Annotated in this window: 10 protein-coding genes; 3 read left to right on the top strand and 7 right to left on the bottom strand. The window is 42.9% G+C overall.

Translation table 11 applies throughout. The features are described from left to right. Positions 1 to 7: 7 nt before the first annotated feature. The 4 genes from WCM76_08720 to WCM76_08705 are packed head-to-tail and all read right to left on the bottom strand — an operon-like array spanning position 8 to position 4243. Entirely contained in the window at positions 8 to 1267 is a 1260-nt protein-coding gene (locus tag WCM76_08720; protein MEI6765710.1) for a YaiO family outer membrane beta-barrel protein, read from the bottom strand. A gap of 42 nt (positions 1268 to 1309) precedes the next feature. Continuing rightward, entirely contained in the window at positions 1310 to 2647 is a 1338-nt protein-coding gene (locus WCM76_08715) for a response regulator (protein MEI6765709.1), read from the bottom strand. A gap of 40 nt (positions 2648 to 2687) precedes the next feature. Next, positions 2688 to 3425: a response regulator transcription factor gene (locus WCM76_08710; GenBank protein MEI6765708.1), complete on the bottom strand. Its 738-nt coding sequence runs from the start codon at positions 3423 to 3425 to the stop codon at positions 2688 to 2690. Beyond that, on the bottom strand, positions 3422 to 4243 hold the full coding sequence (locus tag WCM76_08705; GenBank protein MEI6765707.1) for a response regulator: 822 nt from the start codon (positions 4241 to 4243) through the stop codon (positions 3422 to 3424). The genes WCM76_08710 and WCM76_08705 overlap by 4 nt, the downstream gene beginning before the upstream one ends. Positions 4244 to 4683: 440 nt before the next feature. Here WCM76_08705 and gatE point away from each other — a divergent pair, with 440 nt between their 5' ends. From gatE to WCM76_08690, 3 genes are all read left to right on the top strand, one after another. Then, the gene (gene gatE, locus WCM76_08700; GenBank protein MEI6765706.1) at positions 4684 to 6654 is read left to right on the top strand and encodes a Glu-tRNA(Gln) amidotransferase subunit GatE; all 1971 of its coding nucleotides are present in this window, start codon (positions 4684 to 4686) and stop codon (positions 6652 to 6654) included. Between the two features lie 43 nt (positions 6655 to 6697). Continuing rightward, positions 6698 to 8083: a Glu-tRNA(Gln) amidotransferase subunit GatD gene (gene gatD / locus WCM76_08695; protein MEI6765705.1), complete on the top strand. Its 1386-nt coding sequence runs from the start codon at positions 6698 to 6700 to the stop codon at positions 8081 to 8083. A 93-nt stretch (positions 8084 to 8176) separates the two neighbouring features. Next, positions 8177 to 8740 (top strand): hypothetical protein, encoded by a 564-nt coding sequence (locus tag WCM76_08690; GenBank protein MEI6765704.1) that lies wholly within the window; start codon positions 8177 to 8179, stop codon positions 8738 to 8740. Positions 8741 to 8753: 13 nt separating this feature from the next. On the opposite strand, the gene WCM76_08685 is transcribed toward WCM76_08690, so the two are convergent. The 3 genes from WCM76_08685 to WCM76_08675 form a co-directional block, all read right to left on the bottom strand. Beyond that, on the bottom strand, positions 8754 to 9230 hold the full coding sequence (locus tag WCM76_08685; GenBank protein MEI6765703.1) for a T9SS type A sorting domain-containing protein: 477 nt from the start codon (positions 9228 to 9230) through the stop codon (positions 8754 to 8756). A 1204-nt stretch (positions 9231 to 10434) separates the two neighbouring features. Further along, complete coding sequence (locus WCM76_08680) at positions 10435 to 16833, bottom strand: SpvB/TcaC N-terminal domain-containing protein (GenBank protein ID MEI6765702.1); 6399 nt, start codon at positions 16831 to 16833, stop codon at positions 10435 to 10437. Positions 16834 to 16883: 50 nt separating this feature from the next. Then, entirely contained in the window at positions 16884 to 17954 is a 1071-nt protein-coding gene (locus tag WCM76_08675) for a hypothetical protein (GenBank protein MEI6765701.1), read from the bottom strand. Positions 17955 to 18098: the final 144 nt, after the last annotated feature.

Below are 18098 nucleotides of genomic sequence, written 5' to 3'. Positions count from 1 at the left end.
ATCATAATTAAAACATATAATAAAGGCTTCCGCCAACCGAATTCCGCGACCTGAACTTCGATATTTTATACTCTTCATTGGCAAAGCCGAAAAATCCGCGTAAAATAAAATGCTTTGCAATTCGGCGCTGATAATCAAAATAAAAATTTGTTGAATGGAGCGTCAAGTCTTGACCCTGATTGATTATCTGCAGATGATCGTCGGGCGAATTGCCGGTTCCTGCCAGCACCGTTACATAGTCGTTTATAGAACCGTCAATGTAATAGCGGCCCATCAAGGTAAAGGCTTTGGATACGCCTCCCTGAATAAAGGAAATATAAGGTCTGAAAGTAAACAGGTAATTTTTATAATAATAGCTCGCCGTGCCGGTATATACCATAACTCTGGTTGAGTCAAACGTAAGATGTCTGAAACCTATTGATAATTCAAACCCTTTGCCGAGTGCCTGAAAAACCTCCGCTCCCACCCTGAAGCGCGGAAAAACATCATTCGGTCCCGAAAAGCCCATATTGAAATAAAAATAGGTTCCTTTGCTGATGTGCGGATAAGCATCAAACTCAAGCTGTGTGGCCGTTTTGTTGAACCGCTTTGCATAATTCAGCCGCCCGATAATGGGACCAATATTGGCGTCCCGCTGATATTCTATAGAAACCTGATTCCAGGTGGGCATATTCGGTGTAAAGAAATCATAAATGTAATGAATCCCAAACCGGTTTTTCATCATCGCATCTTCAACTTCCGAAAGCAGCGCTTTCGCATTCGACGATTCAGGATATTTTTTTACAAAATCCTGTAATATCGGAAGCGCCTCTTTATCTCGGTCTAAAAGATGCAGCGCCTTGGCCTTTTTATACAGGAATGTAGTATCTGCAGGGTATTGTGCCAGCGCCTGATCGGCTGCTTTTAGTGCTTCATCATTTTTAAGCGACCAAAGACCAACGTCTATCATGGCGTCCAGTGCATCATAGTGTTTTTTGCGCGCTTTAATCACTTTCTGCAGTAATATTCGTGCCGAATCATAGCGTTGCTCCCACGAATAGGTCCGCGCCATAAGTACCTCCGCATCGTGATAGGCGGTATCTTTCTTGATAATCTTCCGGCACATCGACCGTGCTGCTGCATACTGGTTGGTAAAAGCCAGCTCGCGCGCTTGCTGAAAAAGTGAGTCCGACCGCGTCATGGGCACAGGTGTTTCATCCTGTGCAAACGCCCGAATCGCAATTATCATGCAGGCTGCAAACAATATATATACTATTCCTTTCCGCATGGGAATGATCTCGTTTTTTAGTTTATCAGCAAACTTCAAACATTACTTGCCCTCGTGAAGTATACTGTTGATTACATTCAGCGAATCGCTGATAATTCTTGTTTTGATGCTTTGCCGTGCCAGCTGTGTTTCAATTCTTTTTATCTCTAGTTCAAGATCTTTTTTATCATCGTCTTTTAATCCCAGCGTTTCAACATTGCGCGTGAGTTCGCCCACGAATTTAATCAAATCACCGCGCGTTTTCTCGGAGTGATATGGATTTTCGGAAATCGCTGCCGGATTAAATGAAGGCATGGGCGCCGGTCCCGTGCGGTATACAGGCTGCTCTCTTTTCCTGAATACAGGGTTCTCTTTCACCGGTTCTTCAAACAGGAATTTATTCAGCATTTCGCCAATATTCACCTTTTCTTCAATTCTGGTTGTGGGTGCACCCTGTTCTATGGTTACCGGTCTGAGCAACATACGTATCAGGTTGGAACGAATAGAGCTTAACAGGGATTCCAGCGACTGCAGACTTATTTTCTGCCAGAGTAAATCAACATGCCATCCTCTTTCGAGGAATAATGCCACCTGCGAATTCACAAGCTGCGGCAGGTTGATATGATAATCCTCATTGCCTTCAGCCATGCGCTCCAGCTCTGTAACAGGGCACGATATCTTCGCACTCATCACCTGATCGCGAATTTCTTCCTTAAAATATTCTGAAGGAACCATGACGTGGTTTTTGTTGGCAATTAGCCCAAAACCGCGGTCTTCAACAAAGTTTCCAAAAATAGAAGCTTTCACCTTTCTGAAATCCGGCACATCCTGCCAGCGATAGCCGTTCAATTCCTTGCTTATCCATTCTTTTACCTGAAAGTCGTGCTCTCTGTCGCGCAAACTCATACCCTGAACCTTGTACAGCACTTCGCTGATACGTGTATGAGGGTCGGCAAGACTGGTAATAATATCGTATGTCCAGTCGGGAATAACATGCGTATCGCTTGTTTTCAACGGCACCTGAACATCGGCAATGGCCTGCTTGCGCATCAATAAATGTTTTACCCTGATGGCAAGTTCATTTGGTTTGAATGGCTTCGCCAGATAATCATTTGCGCCAAGCTGAAGCGCTTCTATAATGGTATCTTCATTCCCAAGCTTTGAAAATACCAGAATAGGTGTTGGTTTCTGAAGCTTGTTTCTCACCATGTCAATGATGTCTGTACCGTTAAAAAACGGCATCAGCATGTCCGTCATAATCAGGTCAAAATCCTGTTTCTGGATAATTTCAACGGCTTCTTTACCATCGGAAGCAATTACTACTTCATAATTATCCTGCAAGAGTTTGTGCTCAATGGCTTTTACCATCATAAGATCATCTTCGCAGACAAGTATTTTCATTTCAGTTCGAATTTGGTAATACTATTTTCTTTTAAAAATATTATCCTGTTAATGTTCGTAATTCAGCAATCGCATCTTTGCTGACACGGGTTATTTTATCCATCATCACATCCAGTTTCTCAGTGTTACGACCTGTAAGCAAAATGGTGTCCATAGCTTCCACATCGGCTAAAATAGATTTGATTCCCATGAATGAAAGCTGATGAATAAATTTGTTTGCCTGTTCGCGCAAGGTATCCCAGTCTTTGCGGTCAATGCTTGCTTTCATTTCTATAAGCAGCACGGGGGCATTATCAATAAAATATTTTACCATTTCATTCATAAAAGACATATCACCCGATGCAAGCTCTCTCAGATATGCCAGATCAATGAGCTTCTGTGCTTTTGGTGCCGCAGGTTCTGCAACCTCCGGCTGCGCAACGGCAGGTTGTATCTTTTTAATACGGATGGCAAGTTCATTGGGGCTGAATGGCTTGGTGATGTAATCGGTGGCACCAATCTTGAAAGCCTCCACAACCGTGCTCTCATTGCCTAATTTGGAAAGCACAATAATAGGAACGGTTTTCCCAAGCTGGTTGCGCACCAGATTGATGAGCTCCAACCCTCCAAAAAAGGGCATCAGCAAATCGGTGATGATAAGATCGAAATCTTCAGCCTTAACGCGCTCAGCGGCAACCTTACCATCGGGAGCTACGGTAACCTGATAATCATCACGCGTTAACCGATGCTCAATGGCTTTTGCCATCATGAAGTCATCTTCGCATATCAGTATTTTCATGTGTTTAAATATTTTTGCAATTCTTTAATTGCACGTTCACTCACAAGGGTAACTGTTTCTATAAGACTTTGAATTTTTTGAATATTCTCTCTTTTCTTGGCATACAATTCTATGCGCTCTACCAACCCGACAATGGATTTTATTCCCATAAATGTAAGCTGGGGTGCGTATTTATGTGCATGATGATACACCTTCTCATAATCATGAGCGGTATAACACGCTTTCATACCGGCAAGAGTCTCGGGTGTATGATCAATAAAATACGTTATCATTTCATGCACAAACGCCTTGTCGCCACCCGAAAACTGTTCGAGGTACGACAAATCAATCAGCGACTCGCTATCATTTATAATAGTATGCTCTGCTTCTGCCTCATGCTGCTTCATGGTTGCCATGCGCAGATTTTTCATTATCTTATTGTACAGGTCTTCGGGTTCGTAGGGCTTTGAAATAAAATCATTGGCTCCTACATCCAGACAGCGCTGAAACTCTTCATTAAAAACGCTGGCCGAAATACCGATTATGGGAATGTTGCAAAGCGGCGGAGCAAAATCATGGCGTATCCGCTCAATTGATTCATAACCATCCATTACCGGCATCTGCAAATCCATTAATATAAGATCAAATTCTTCCGCTTTAAGCTTGTCAAGGGCTTCGCGACCGTTGTGTGCAAACTGCGGCATCATCCCGTGTTTCTCCAGAAATTTTCCCAGCAAAACCTGATTCAAATAAACATCGTCAACAACGAGTACTTTTTTTGTCTTCACTGCAAATCCTGTGTTTATACCTGTATTTTCGCCGCTTGTAGTGCTTTGCATCAGCTTAATCCTCCCTAATGAAAAATGTTTTTAAGCGATTCACGACTATAATTTAACAATTTTATAAATGTCGTTCATGCCACTTATATGCTATTTCATCAAAAAGGTTTCACTGTTGGTCGATTATTTTTAATATTTAACCGTTTAATTATATTTTAACTAACAAATATACGGATAATTGTTAATAACTTTTGTTAATAAATCCAGTTTATTTATTAACAGCCCGTGAATTCCAGTTTTTTACGCGCAAAAAGCACCTCTAAGATAATACTAATATTATATGTTTTAATTGAAATATAATGCGTCATTTAGAGCGCTGTCGCCAAACTACCAGTATTTTCAATGGTTTCAGAAGAATTATTTCCTTAAAAAAAAGTTGACTGTTTTATTGGGTTAAAAAATAATATAACTAATTTTGAGCGCGAAAATTAACGCCTTCTATGAAAGACCAGTTCGACCCGCGAATCAACCACGAACAAACCCGAAAAGATATCGGATACGTTCCCCGCAAAGAAGCTACCCAGGATGACTATAGCCGCATAGGCTTTAAATCCGGACTTGAAGTACATCAGCAACTTAAAACAAAACGCAAGCTGTTTTGCAATTGCCCCGCAGGACGCTTCCACAAAAGCGATGTGTTTGACGCTGAGGTTGTTCGCCATATGCGCCCTACCCTCAGCGAACTCGGTGAATACGACGGGACCGCCCTGATGGAATTCAAAACCCGCAAAAATATAATGTACAGAATCAAAAATGAAACGACCTGTACATACGAAGTTGACGATACACCCCCATTTTTGCTGAACCGCGAGGCGCTCGATATTTCTATTCTCATTTCCCTCTTGTCCAAATTAAGCATCGTTGGCGAAGTTCATATTACACGTAAACAATATCTTGACGGAAGTATTCCTACCGGTTTTCAACGCACCGCCATCATTGGTGTTGAAGGCGAAATCTATCTGAAAAACAAAACAGTAAAGCTTATTCAACTTAGCCTGGAAGAAGACTCATGCAGGGAAATTTCAGATATCGGCCACCTTCGGATATATAAAACCGACAGGCTGGGAATGCCTCTCATCGAAACCGTGACCTACCCCGAAATGCTGAACCCCGACGAAGTGAAGGAAGCCTGTGATTATATCCGCTTTCTCGGACGCAGTACCGGACTCGTACGCACCGGTATTGGAGCCGGCCGTCAGGATGTAAACGTAAGCTGCAAAGGCGGAACACGCGTTGAAATTAAAGGCGTGGCACATACCAAATGGATACCCGAACTTACACATAATGAATGTTTCAGGCAGTGGGCATTACTCAAAATTAAAGAAATTCTGCTTTCGCGGATGCCCGATCCTGCCGCATGGAAAATGAGTCACAAAGAGCTGTCAGGAACAGACTTTAACCACCAGTTCGACCTGCTGAAAAATGTTGAGAACAGCAAGCTGAAACTGTATGCCGTGAACCTTCCTGGCTTCCACGGAATTTTATCGCACTTTACCCAGCCCGATCAGAGTTTCGCAAGCGAAATCAGCGACCGCCTGAAGGTAATTGCATGCATCGAAAAACCGAACATGACACACTCTGAAGCTCAATTCCAGCTCATGTCCGATTTGGATATGCGCACGATTTGCAGCCAGCTCAACTCAAATGAAAACGATGCCCAGATACTTTTCTGGGGACCCGAAGAAGATATCAAAACAGCGCTCGAAGTTATTGAAGAACGCTGCCGCATGGCTTTTCAGGGTGTTCCGAACGAAACCCGCAAAGCGCTTACCAACGGCACAACCATTTTCGAACGCGTGCTTCCCGGCGCCGACCGTATGTACCCCGACACCGACTCTGCACCCATTCCATTGGCCGACAGCGATATTGACCGGCTCGGGCAAAACCTCCCGACAGAGGTGATTGACCGTTACAAACAAATGCAACAATGGGGAATTCCTGAAGATGCTTACACCTATATCTTCAGCCATAACCATTTTCCGCTTATTCAGACCATCATCAACGAGTGCGGCACCAACTCTTCGTTTACCGGAACATTTTTCGGTCATGTTCTTAAATTCGTTGAAGGACATTATAAACCCACATCCGTATTCCGCTATGAGCAGATAAAGGAAATGTTCGACTTCCTGAAAAAGAACAAACTCGATGTGCGTCTGGCAAAACAAATGCTGCCTCTTTTATACGAACATCCTAAAATGGACTTCGATTCAATTCTGGTCAGCATCGGTTTTAAAAAAGTGGACAAAGAAGAATTGTTCTCGAAGATTCCTTACCTCGTACAAAAATTCTCCGAAATACGCCGGTCAGACAATGAACGTGACCAGACAAACTGGATTATGGGACAGCTTCGCAAAACAGCTACCGGCAATGTGAACCTGAAAGAACTGTACGAAAAAGTGACGAAGAAATAATTTAGCAGCAGCACCATTTATTAACTGAATTAACACAGCCAACATGAGCGACGATATTTTCCAGGGATATAAAGGCCAATCTCTTGAGGTACTTAAAAAATTCAATATCCGTGTCTGGAGTACGGCAGTGGTAAGCACTACCCGCGGTACTTTTACCGGAACCGTGCTTCCCCGTGCCGAAAACGACGACGACATCCATATCGTCATGAAAATCCCTACCGGTTATAATGTCGGCATCGATATTTTCACCATCAAGGAGATGAAGGAAACCGGCTATAAAAAAGCCAACTACAAGATTCCCGAAAGAGAATTCCCTATGACGCCCGGCTTACCTTCGGTTAAATTGCTTGGTACCGGAGGTACGATTGCCTCACGCCTCGATTATCGCACAGGTGCCGTTATTCCGGCATTTTCACCCGGCGAACTTTATGGAGCCGTTCCCGAACTGGCAGATATCTGTAACCTTACTACCGAAAAACTTTTTGCCGTCTTCAGCGAAAATATGGGTCCAGACCAGTATAAAAAACTGGCGATTGCCATCGGAAAAGAAATTGAAAACGGGGTCGACGGTATTGTAATCGGCCACGGAACAGATACACTGCATCATACCGCTGCCGCACTTACGTACATGGTTCAAAACTCTCCGGTACCTATTGTACTGGTTGGCTCACAGCGCTCATCAGACCGCCCCAGCTCCGACGCCGCACTCAACCTTATGCACGCCATGACCGCCGCCGGACACGGAGATATTGCAGAAGTTATGGTGTGTATGTTTGGTCCGACATCCGACGAATACGGATTCCTGCACCGCGGCACCCGCGTGCGCAAAATGCATTCATCATACCGCTCCACCTTCCGCACCATCGGCGATACACCTCTGGCCACGGTAACGCGCAAAGGGGTTGTTCCGATTAAACAAGAATACAACCACCGCCGCAAAGACCGCAATGTTACCATCATGCCGTATTTTGAAGAGCGTGTGGCAATGATTTATTACTATACCAACATGCACCCCGACATGATAGATTCTCTGGTAGATAACGGCTATAAAGGAATCATCATTGTTGGCACCGGTCTCGGTCATGTTAATAAACCGCTGTATCCCGCTATTGAAAGGGCTACCAAAAAAGGCGTTGCCATTTATATGACTGTTCAAACACTCTGGGGTTATGTTCACATGTTTGTGTATGATACTGGCCGCGACCTGATGGCCAAGGGCGTTATTCCCGCAGCCAATATGCTCCCTGAAGCCGCGTACATCAAGCTGGGATGGGCATTGGGACAAACCAGCGATCTGGAAAAAGTGAGGGAAATAATGCTTACGCCCATCAATGATGAGATTACAGAACGTGAGCCTTATAACGGATATCTGGTGTATCAGGGCGGCGTTCCCGAGGTGGAAGAGTTTATCAGGAATGTGCATAAGTAATTCCGGAGACACAATTATTTTGTAATATCCGGTTGTAGTTTTGTTTCCGGTTTTGGTATGCGTTTTGAATACAATGTGCAATTCGTTCCGGATATGAAAAAATTTCTGCCAATCTTATTTCTATTTTTCGCCACTCAGCTGTCCGGTCAAAATACGGATAAGCTGGATAAGGAAAAGGGCATTTTTAACCTGAAACTTCTTGCTGAAGTGGATAGTGGTTTCCGCAGCATTTTTGAAGACCCCGACGTTTATTACCCCAGGTATGAATTTGCGATGCTGGAAAGCAACTACACCTATCTGGGCGACAGCATGCCACGTGCAGGAGATGTTAAGGCTAACAAGCTTTTTTTAAGCACAACCGATAACCGCATTACGGGTATTAAAATTGTTTTTCCGTTTGATTCGGCTGTAATAAAATGGCTCGAACGTTCGTATGGCTCACCTACGCTGCCGTTCAGAACTACGGAATATGAGAACAACAAAGCGGTTTGGGCTATAGCCATCTGGCAGGGTCATGATGTTCGTATGGTTTACACCGCCAAAAAATATATAGACAGCAAAGACTCCGAAAAATCGGATGTCCCGGATTATATCTATATAAAAATAACTTCGCTCGAAACCGAGCAGCTGATAAACCACGGCGAGAACCAAAAATAGCGGGCGCGCCCTATTATTGCTTCACAATTTTCCAGCGGCTGATTTCATTGCCGAGTTTTATATTCATCAGATAATTGGCTGCAGGCAGAGCTGATAGGTCCATCCGTGTGTATTCCGAGTTGCAGCCCGTGGTAATAAGCAAGCGGCCTTCGAGGTCGTACAGCAGTATTTCCGATTCGGGAGCCGGGCTGTAATTGCTTATTTTAATATTGAGCCAGCCCTCTACAGGATTTGGATAAATAACAATATCATGACCGGCAAGCTGATCGTTATAGTTGATGTCAGCGTAATTTTGTGCTCCGCCCTGAGCCGTATCTGCCAGCGATTTCAGCGGTGGCATAATAATAATTTGCCGCGAGATGCGGTTGCCCGAAGCATCGTATGAGAATTCTATTACCGGCACACCCGTGGGTGTTCCCTGCGCGAATACGCCCATGTTCATGATGAATGCCGAGAAAGCAATGAATAATTTGCTGATGGTTGTTTTCATGTGTTTTTTTTGTAGTTAAAATTAAGAACTAAGAACTGAAAATAAAACAATTTGTCAGAATCGAAATATTGAATCCCGAAGGGATTATAGCTCTGTAGAATCCTATTTGCAACCAATCCGTACGACCCCGAAGGGGTCGAAGATTATACACCACACCTTTTGCTACAGACCTTTGATGCCTCCGGCATCGATGTTTGGTAGCGATTCAATAATAGCGTTTTTGCGTCTATCATGTATTTTAAAACAACAAGTGCGAACAAACGGCTATTGACGGTAAAGGCGAGCGGGTTGTTGAAATTTTCAAAGAACGCCTTAGGTTGTAATTTGAGCGCTTAAAAAAATATGATGAGTGCAAAAGTGACCATAAAATATAATACTATAAGAATTCCAAAAATAGTCTTTCGCAACGTTGGTTCACCTTTATAAGCCGATATAATTCTCTTGTATTTGTCTTTATAAATAAACAAATAGCAATTGAATAGGAAAAATGTCAGACCTATTGCAACTATAGGAACTTTATGAAATTTATTGAAACCTTCCGAAGTCACTTTAAATACTTTAATGTAAATCGTCATTAAATTGAGGCATACACCTAAAGTAAGTGCAAACACAACGTTCCATTCTGAGCCACTCCAATGCCGTTTTCTATTCAGCATCCTGTATATTCTAGCAAAAACATAATAGTAAGGGTTCATAGCTTATTTTGTATTAATTATTAATGGGGCCGGATTCGTCGAGAATCCAAAGGTTGGCAAAATCATGATACCAGTGTTTCTATAAGAGCTCTGAGAAAAAGCCAGTGGGTTGTTGAAAATTTCAAAGAACGATAACCTCTATTTTCCCATACTAAGTGTGAAACTTTAGCTCAAAATCGCAAAAATAATTGTACCTGCAATGTAACAAAGCACTAATACCCACCCAACAATTTTCCAACTTTTTGATTCATTTTTAAACTTCTCGAATATTTTTTGATACCTCTTTCTTCTTTCATAAAAATAATACAACAGAACATTCGAAATGATAAAAAGGCCAATCATGCAATACCTTGCAAAATTTGAATTCAAGGAAAAGCCACTCAATAATAAGCTACTATTAACATTTACCAACAGTAGAATAGAAAAGAGCATATTTGTTGCGACAGTTTCATATACTGGCTTTTTCAAAAGAAAGCGGTATATTTTATACAAAAAATAATCTATCAGTATCATTGTCCTAGTTTTTTATATTCAAATGAGATTCTGTTTGAGCCGCCAAGCATTATTCCATAGCTATAATTACCTAATCCGGGGATTAAACTACCAGTAATTAGAGACCCCGGAATAAATAGTTTATCGGAGGAAAGACTCGATTGAACATTATCAACTTGACGGTAATAGCCGTTCCACAAGCCGAAAGCATCACAAATAGAAAAAGTAGTTCCTGCTGCTTGTACAATTGGATGTTTAAACATATTTGCGCCACCGGCAAGTCCATTTAGCCCAATTCTTGTCCACTCCCCCCAAGTTCTTCGGCCATCCTTATTTGACAAAACATAAACATTATACGCATTTGCAACTGAAAAACATCCTGAAACACGAGATGCCCAAATTCCGAAACCATTCATATTCTCGGCACCTATTGTAGCAAGACCCATTATCGAAGTCATACCACCTCCGCCTCCGGTAATATCCCCAAATGTGTTGCTCTCATTATAGTTATCACTAGGATTTGATGCAACCGTTCCTCCCAATGAAACGAAGGTTCCTTTGCTTGATCCTACAATACTCCATTGTCTTTCAGAATAGATATAAACATGATTAAAAATTTCACCGGGAAGAACCGGGAAGGTCACATAGGTTGAATTGTAGCGCCCACCACCTATTGAAATTGCCGGTGCGTAGTATCCGTATGAATTTCCGTTTGATTCCATCGGGTAAGTTGTTGCACCGCCACTTCCAAATGTTGTCCAATCGCCTCCGCATCCTGCTGCACCAGGGGCAAACCTGACGGTTATTCCATTCCATCCATCTAATGCGTACATTCCCCTTCCATATACTTGGTCCAATTGGTCATTGTAATTCGCATGTGAAACTCCTTCAACTATTCCACCATTACCACCATTTGCAATCCATCCACTGGGGTCGGTAAAGGCAAGCGGGTTGTTGAAACAATAGCTGTAGCGGTTATAGCTTTGAGAGTAAGTCGGGGACTGAACAAAATTGTCGGGGCTGAGCATACGCGCCATCAGGGGGTCGTACATGCGGCCGTTCATGTTTATCAGTCCAAATTTATCTAAATGCTCATGGCCGGTATAGCCGCGGTTAAACATAAAGCCCGGCATGGTTGAGGGTGTGTAGTTCTCCCAGGTTTGAGGGTCGCGCCGGCGCCCCCAGGCATCAAAACTCATGGCTTGCTCAACCACACCCGCTGCGGTGGTGATGGCCTGCCACGAGCCTTGTATATCGGTATGTACATAATGCATTTGGGGTGCACCACCGCTCACTTTTTCGCATATGGCCGCGAGGCCGTTGCTGCCGCTAATATAATGCCGCTCACGGCGGCCGCTGCCATCCAGGTTTTCTTCAATTTCATAATCGCCCATGTAATAGGTGCGCTTGCCATTGCTGGTGCCCGTTTCTTTGAACTCCGATATGAGGCGCTGCTGCTCGGTGCCGTACGTAATATTATACGTATAATTCCCTTCGGCAATAGTGAGTGCTTTCCCAAAAGAAGAATACGTAATATTCTGCGTAAGCAGTTTGTTGGGCATGTTGGTAAGGTCGTAATAGGGCTGCGTAATTTGGCTCAGCGCATGTATCTTGTCGCCGTCATACACATACTGCCCCACATTGGTTTTATCCTGAATGTTGCCGTTGTCCTGATAATTGATGGTTTGTACGTTGCCCCAATCGTCGGTAATGGTGTGCAGGCGGTTCAGCGCATCGTAGGTAAACGTTTCTTCGAGGTACAGTCCGTTACGCGTGTCGGTACGTGCCGAAAGCTGCAGCTTGTTGTTATAACTGTAATGCAGGTTTATAAAGTTGTTGGTTGTGGTGATATCGGTGAGCAGGTGCGTAGTGGGATTGTATGTATTATTAGTAACAACAGCGCCCTTATTGAACTGCGTAATTTGCCCCAGTGCATTTACCGTATTGCACCGCCAAATAAGGTTATTGTTGGGCAGACTTGGCGCTTCGATTTTCGCCAATTCGCCGGTATATGGGTTATACGTATGCGTTATCATAAATCCCGACGGATATGTGTAATTCAGCAATCGTCCGTAGCTGTCGTAATTATACCCTGCAATATACGAATTCGTAGCCCCGGTCAATACATTTTTTATGGTTGTTTTTCCCGACGATAACCTGCTCTTGCTGTCGTAAGTAAAATCCTGAGCATTGATTTCCACGCTTGAGGAGTTCAGCCGTTTTACGATGGCGGGCAAACCCTTGCCATAGGTTTTAGTGTCGTAAGTATAATTGGTGGATCCTTCGGGTTCAATGCGCTGCAGCAGCCTCCCGAGAATATCGTATTTCGTGGTAATAATCAATCCGCGGGCATCGGTTTGTTTTTCCAATTCGCCAAATCCGGTGTAAGCATATGTGATGGTTCCGGCGTCGGCATCAAACAATTCGGTTTGCCTTCCCATGATGTCATATTTCATGGTTGAAATAACACCTGCACTGTTGCTCAACTGTCCGGTTTTACCGCAGCTCAGGTAATTAAAAATCATGGTGCCGCCGTCGTCGGTGCTGTTTATGATATTGCCGACAGCATCGGTAATTTGCGATGTTATGGTTCCCAAAATGTTGTCTGTTACGCTCACGCCAGTGCCGCTGATATCATAGGAATAGCTTTGGCTTATTCCCGGTCCTGTCTTATTTATCAGGCGATTCGTAATGGCATCATAACTATACATAATATATTCGGGCTGCGAACCGACAAAATACGGCAGACTTTCTGTTTTCAGACGGCCACGCAGGTCGTAGCATTTATCGGCAAGTATAGTATTATTATTAAAATTTCTGCCTTCGCTGCGGATTTCCCGTCCCAAACGGTCGTAATACACAGTAACAGACGCAACGCCCGATTGCCATTGAACGTTTGCCGTAAGCGCATTGGCAGGTGTATTTCCGCCACTGCCTGCCCATATATAATACGTTCCGGTTGAAACGCCGATGGGTGACGTTGTTTTTACAAGCCTTCCGAATTTATCGTATTCATAGGTTGTCGTAAGATTGTTTGCATCTGTACTTTTCAGTATGTTTCCGTATTTTGGCTCATATACAGAAGTACTGACATGTCCTAGCTGATTGGTTACCTTGGTAACGAAACGGTATTTAGAATCGTACTCGCAGCCGGAATACCTTGTAACGTTTGCCCCACTTACTTTAGCCGTGGTAGATGTTTTTTTTAGCATGCCCGTCGTGGGGTAATATTCATAAAGATTGGTTACCGCAAGCGTTGCATTGGTCGGTTCCAGAATTTTATTTTTAAGCTGTCCGTTGGTGTAATACACATAGGAAGTATTTCTTACGTAAGGAACATCACCGGGGGCGGGACAAAATAAATTCTGTGTCGTGGTTTTTTCAGTAAGCGGCAGTCCAAGTGCCCATCCGCCGTTTGCAAGGGCAAGTAAATTACTGAACGTATATTCATTTGTTGTCCGCCATTCAAGCGTTCCGCCGCGAGTCAGCTCTGTAATTGTTTTCGCAATATTACCGTATGCGTCGGGTTCGGCAGTTATTGGATCAAGCTTTGTAAGACTGCTTAGCCCTTTAATATTATCCAAGGATTGTGTTGACACGTTGTAAATCAGAAAACGATTCCCGTATTTTTTGATTTTATTCGTAAACAGGGATTGGTTCAGGATATTGCCCGACACATCGAGCACCTGCGTTTTTACAATAAACGGGAAGGGTCTTGATGCACCTTCGCGACCATACCATGTAATTTTAATAAGTGAATCTGCTTTTAGAACTTCCGTAAATTTTCCAAATCCCATATACCCTTTCCCGAGCAGATGCGACTGTGCATTTTCATAGAAGTAAACGCGCTCATTAAAAGAGCCGAAGCCGTTATCAAACTGCACATGCGTGGCAATCGTCAGCGGAAAATTCACGTCTATGTAGGGATAGGTTGCATGAACAGTGTTTGAATAATGACCACGATCCAGAAGGGTGCTGAATTCGGATTTAATAACAACATCAAATCCATTTTTTATTTGAGTTACAAGCTGACTCTTATCCCCTGCCTTAAAGGAAGCAATGGTTTTCCCGTCATAAAAATCAGTATGGTTATCAATGTTGAAAAATCCAAGCATGCCGTTATTCGCCATCATTTTAGCGATTACCCCGGAACCTGAGTAAAAACTGTAGTTAAAATTCTGTTGCTGCCAATTATTATACCCGGTGCTATAATACACGCTATTTATTTTGAGCGAAACCTCCGGGGGGAATGTTGCAGTTTCGTATTCCCTGAGCAAGATATCTGATTTACCATCTCCGTTAAAATCGGCAATATCTAAATAATTATCATAATCTTCCGGTTGCTGTGTGATTTTTGTGATATCAATTAATTGAATCGAATTAAAATGATCTTTTCCATTGAAAATGCAGGTATACCATTGGGTGTTTTTGCTGTATGAATTTGGTAAGATAGTAGTAGTTCTGTAAGCGATATCAGAAATCCCGTCACCGTTAAAATCCGCAATCTTAACATATTTCAAGTCTACTGCGTCTATATTAAAATTGTCTATGACTCCCTTGCTGACAAAGTTACTCTGTTCCCATTTCAGAATTTCGTTTCCTTTTATCAGTTCGGATTTTCCATCACCATCCAGGTCAATGGCGAGTAGCTTTTGTACACCTTTAAGAACAAGGTCAAGCTGTGTTCCAAACCATTGGTGCCATTCGAGCCCGTTTATTCCGAACTTCAAACCGGAGATATTCCAGGTATATGATGTAGAGCCGCCCACCGAGCTTATTATCCTTGATAAAAAATCAGGAAAACCATCGCCATCAAAATCGCCGACTTGTAAACATTCGGGCATTACATCATCTTTAGCTATATGAGTGCTTCCATTGTTAAGGATTATCTGGTCAAAGCTGGTCAAGATACTATTGTTGTCAACTAGCTGCAAGGCGTAGAAGTTGCCGCCCGCATTAAATTGATAGAAACGACCGGAATTGTTTATATAAACCAACAGTTCTGCCTTCCCGTCCAAGTTCATATCTGAAGCCAAACAATGAGTAAAATCATTGAGAAACTGTCCGGAACCCGACGGCGAGAACGTGACGGTATTGTTGATGTTATTTGCAATGTAAAGTGTCCAGTATTTGGCACTATTTATATAATCAATGCGAACCACATCGGTAAGTCCGTCTCCGTTAAAATCACCTTCAGTAAGTGAGTAATCATTTGCGGCTCCTGAAACAATATCCTGTTGGTCAAATGCAATATTCGGAGGTTGGCTATTATCGCCCCAGCTAAACACAGTAGAATTATTTTTTTCGCCCTGAGCTGACAGCACAATTTCGTTCAAATGAGAGTAGGTTTCGGTTGAATAGCTGAATATATATTCTTTTACCGGACAGCCTTCGGCATAGGTTTTTATAGCGCCTAACAACATATTTTGTTCAATCTTTGACCCGTTTACAAACTGCGTATTTTTATCATCGCGATTACCTAGATAAAAAAACTTTATGCTGTTATACGGAGTAATTCCTGCTGCAGCGTTGCCTGTATATTGTATTTCAGAAGGGCTCCATTCGCCGGTAGCCTGATTTTCATTGTATAAAAAGACAATGTAATTGCCGTTTACGTCTGTTATTTTATTGCACAACCATGTTATTACCGATGGGTCTTGAGTACTGCTTTGGCGTTCAATGCGCGAATCGGCAGTATTTCCGTATTCAAGGACTTTACCATCAGCAGTAAATACTTTAAAATATTGCGGACCGCTGCCGGCAAGGCCATAAGAAATTACTTTAGAAAATGATTCCATCTCGGTATGATACTCTGCACCATTTAAGCCATAAGCTATTGTTCCCGACAAAATGAGCTGCTGCCCGTCAAGCAAAAATTTGTCATCGGGACCAAACTTTACTCCATGTATATCGGTATCATTAAACATATTTGAGCCACAACGGCTGATGTATGAAATTCCATTCAGATTAAATCCGACGCCTAGCAATCCGTTTCCCGCTTGACTGTTATAGCTGATAGAGATTCCCGGCTGCATGCCGGCAGTACCGGGCGGAACATCAACAGGCATCTGATAACATGCTGCCCCGTTAGGTGAAACACTAAATGTTCCCGGAATACTACCAACCGCCTTGGACAAATCAAGAGGCCGATTAAAGCTGCTAACATTGGTTTGATATGGAACATCATAAACAATATTCTGATCAATGTATGCACGAAACTGTTGACCTGATTGCAATGATGCGGTTGAGAACGGCGGTTTCATGTTTACAGCATCTCTGGCATAATATGCCCCTGCCGGCGTATTAGGCTGCGACAGCTCGAGTGTGGTCTGCTGCGCAAACACCTTATTGAGAAATGAACCGTATATAATGACAGCAAGCAAAACGACACAGCGCCCTATTATGTTTCTCTTCATTTTTATTATTTTTTTTGAGTGAAAAATGAAATTATGACTTCGCTTGGGTATCATTGAATTTTCGATTCAAGCGCTTCAACTTTTTTCTGCAGGGCTTCATTTTTCTTATTCAGTTCAATGATGTAAAGCGTGAGTTCCTCAATTTTCTTCATCTGCAGATTTTGCATTTCGCCAAGGTTTAGTCCATTTTCAATAACCTCACATTCAGAAGGAATTTCGGGAAGGTGCTTGTTCGCTGAGAGGTATTTCTCAAGTTCTGCAAGTGGCATAGGTTTGAAATCATCAGCAAAAACATAATCGCTCCATACGTCGGTTTGGGCTGTAAATTCTAATGCTTTTACTTTCGCATTGATGCGAACAAAATCGCTATCCCATTTTAGAATTTCTTTATTCTGCGGAAACGTTATTCCAAGAACACCTGAAGTATAACCATACAACACGGGACCGTCAACCACATGAGTTCCGAAAGCTTTGGTGCTGCCGTACCAACCCAGTCCGTGATTATGATCACTGCCAACTCTGAGGTAAATATCCGAGTCATTAATTCTCATATTGCCCACTAAATCTAACTTTTCAGTTGGAGCTGTGGTTCCAATGCCTGCATTTCCACTTACCAGAAGACCGTTTGCGGGGGCTGCGGTGCTGACGCTGTAACCTATAGCTGCATTTCCATTCACCTGAATTTTACTGCCCACAGTTGTAGTGCCTAATCCAATATTTCCATTCACCAGAAGACCGTTTGCAGGAGCCGCAGTACTGGCGCTGTATCCAATAGCTGCATTGCCGCTTACCTGAATATTGCTTCCAACAGTTGCCGTGCCTATTCCAACATTTCCACTAACAATCATACCGTTTGCCGGCGCGGGGGTGCTCGTGCTGTATCCTATGGTTACATTACCGTTCACGTGAAGCTTACTTCCCGGAACTACGGTGCCGATTCCCACGTAACTTCCATTATCATAAACTATCGAACTGCCTATTTTAAAGGGTGTTCCCGTAACAGTGGTCCACTTTGTCAGGTAATTTATAGTTTGTGTGTTGGTGGCAGAGCTTACAGTTGTCTGCGAATACACTTGGCTGTATGCCAATACCGAAATAATGATTATGATTACTTTTTTCATTGTGTTGAATTTTTGATTTATTTGTATTCGATTTATTTGTTTCAATAATAGTGTACAATTCCGGGCGCTTCGACAAGCTCAGCGAACGGACACAGAGACCGGAAAAACGCCGTACCCTAAGCCGGATGGCACGTCCAATCACTT

Source organism: Bacteroidota bacterium, assembly GCA_037133915.1.
Classification (GTDB): domain Bacteria; phylum Bacteroidota; class Bacteroidia; order Bacteroidales; family CAIWKO01; genus JBAXND01.
The sequence above is the reverse complement of the archived record's forward strand: the minus strand, read 5'-3'. Positions and strand labels throughout refer to the sequence as shown.

Coding starts and splice junctions, on each gene's coding strand:
- WCM76_08720 (MEI6765710.1), bottom strand. CDS start 1,267: ATGCGGAAAGGAATAGTATATATATTGTTTGCAGCCTGCATGATAATT.
- WCM76_08715 (MEI6765709.1), bottom strand. CDS start 2,647: ATGAAAATACTTGTCTGCGAAGATGATCTTATGATGGTAAAAGCCATT.
- WCM76_08710 (MEI6765708.1), bottom strand. CDS start 3,425: ATGAAAATACTGATATGCGAAGATGACTTCATGATGGCAAAAGCCATT.
- WCM76_08705 (MEI6765707.1), bottom strand. CDS start 4,243: ATGCAAAGCACTACAAGCGGCGAAAATACAGGTATAAACACAGGATTT.
- gatE (MEI6765706.1), top strand. CDS start 4,684: ATGAAAGACCAGTTCGACCCGCGAATCAACCACGAACAAACCCGAAAA.
- gatD (MEI6765705.1), top strand. CDS start 6,698: ATGAGCGACGATATTTTCCAGGGATATAAAGGCCAATCTCTTGAGGTA.
- WCM76_08690 (MEI6765704.1), top strand. CDS start 8,177: ATGAAAAAATTTCTGCCAATCTTATTTCTATTTTTCGCCACTCAGCTG.
- WCM76_08685 (MEI6765703.1), bottom strand. CDS start 9,230: ATGAAAACAACCATCAGCAAATTATTCATTGCTTTCTCGGCATTCATC.
- WCM76_08680 (MEI6765702.1), bottom strand. CDS start 16,833: ATGAAGAGAAACATAATAGGGCGCTGTGTCGTTTTGCTTGCTGTCATT.
- WCM76_08675 (MEI6765701.1), bottom strand. CDS start 17,954: ATGAAAAAAGTAATCATAATCATTATTTCGGTATTGGCATACAGCCAA.